This window comes from Nocardioides nanhaiensis (genome assembly GCF_039542785.1).
Lineage (GTDB): Bacteria > Actinomycetota > Actinomycetes > Propionibacteriales > Nocardioidaceae > Nocardioides > Nocardioides nanhaiensis.
Map to the genome: position 1 here is coordinate 1 of NZ_BAABIM010000009.1, position 1,228 is coordinate 1,228.

Annotated in this window: 1 protein-coding gene; it reads right to left on the bottom strand. The window is 69.5% G+C overall.

The window, feature by feature from the left end:
• The coding region (locus ABD948_RS22095; RefSeq protein WP_345273523.1) for an IS110 family RNA-guided transposase at nt 1-1,026 on the bottom strand (1,026 nt) is incomplete at its 3' end.
• Nucleotides 1,027-1,228 lie beyond the last annotated feature (202 nt).

Sequence of the window (1,228 nt, forward strand, 5' to 3'; positions counted from 1 at the left end):
GGCTCGGTAGACGGCGCGGGCGAGGTGTCGTTTGAGGCACCGGATGATCTCGGGATTGGAGAGTCCTTCGGCGCGTCGGCGCGTGACGTAGTCCATGGTGGGTGGGTGGTTGCGCATCCGGCCGATGACGATCAGGTAGAGCGCTGAGTTCGCTGCCCGGTCGCCTCCGCGGTTGAGGCGGTGGCGGGTGGTCTTGCCCGAGGATGCCGGCAGCGGCGCGACGCCGGTGAGCTTGGCGAAGGCGGCCTCGGAGCGCATCCGGTCGATGTTCTGCCCGGCGGTGATGACCAGCTGCGCGGCGGTCTGGGTGCCGACCTGACGCATCGCGAGCAGCGAGGGGCAGGCCTGCTTGGTCAACCGGGTGAGGATCTTGTCTGCCTCGGTGATCTCGGCATCGAGGGCCTTGATCCGCCGCGCCAGCGCCCGCAGGGCGTGGCGGGTGGCGTGGAGCGGGTCGGCCAACCTGGCGGTGTCGGGGCGCATCGCCAACGCCTTGGCCACCCGGCGTCGCGCGGTCAGGGGCAGCAGCTCCTCACGCAGCGTGTCGGGTGCGGTGGTGATGAGGTCGCGCAGCTGGCTGAACGCGGCGGTGCGGTGACGGACCGCGACGTCGCGGGGGACCTTGACCGCGCGGATGGCCTCGACGATGCCGGTGGTGAGCTTGGGGCGGGCGCTGGCGCGGCCGGTGTGGGCTTGCTCGGCCGCGGAGTAGGCATCGACGGGGTCGGACTTGCCGTGCTTGACCCGGGTGGCCTTCTCGGGCCGGTTGACCTCGACCACCTCCCACTGCTGGTCCTTCTGCGCCTGGGTGTCGCCGCTGGTGGTGAGGAGGTGGCGGGTCAGGCCCGCGCCGTAGGAGCCGGTCGACTCCACCCCAAACCTGAAGACGGGTCCGTGGCTGGTGGCCCAGGCCACGAGGTCGCGGTAGCCGCCCGCGGTCGCGGGAAACTCGCGGTGTCCGTGACGGATGCCGCGGGTGTCGATGACCGCGGCGGTGTGGGTCTGCTGGTGGGTATCGACTCCCACGATCAACTCGGTGATCGGTTCGGGACGCGGTTGTGGAACGGGCAGGGTCGCAGTCATGCTGGTGACGTCTCTCTTCTTCGTGGAAAGGGAAGAGATGACCTTCCAGGTCGGGCGGACAAAACAGTGATGAGACTGTGCAGACCAAGGTCCTATGAGGTCACACCCGCCCGGCCTGGTCATCAGATCGAGCACCCGGTCCAGG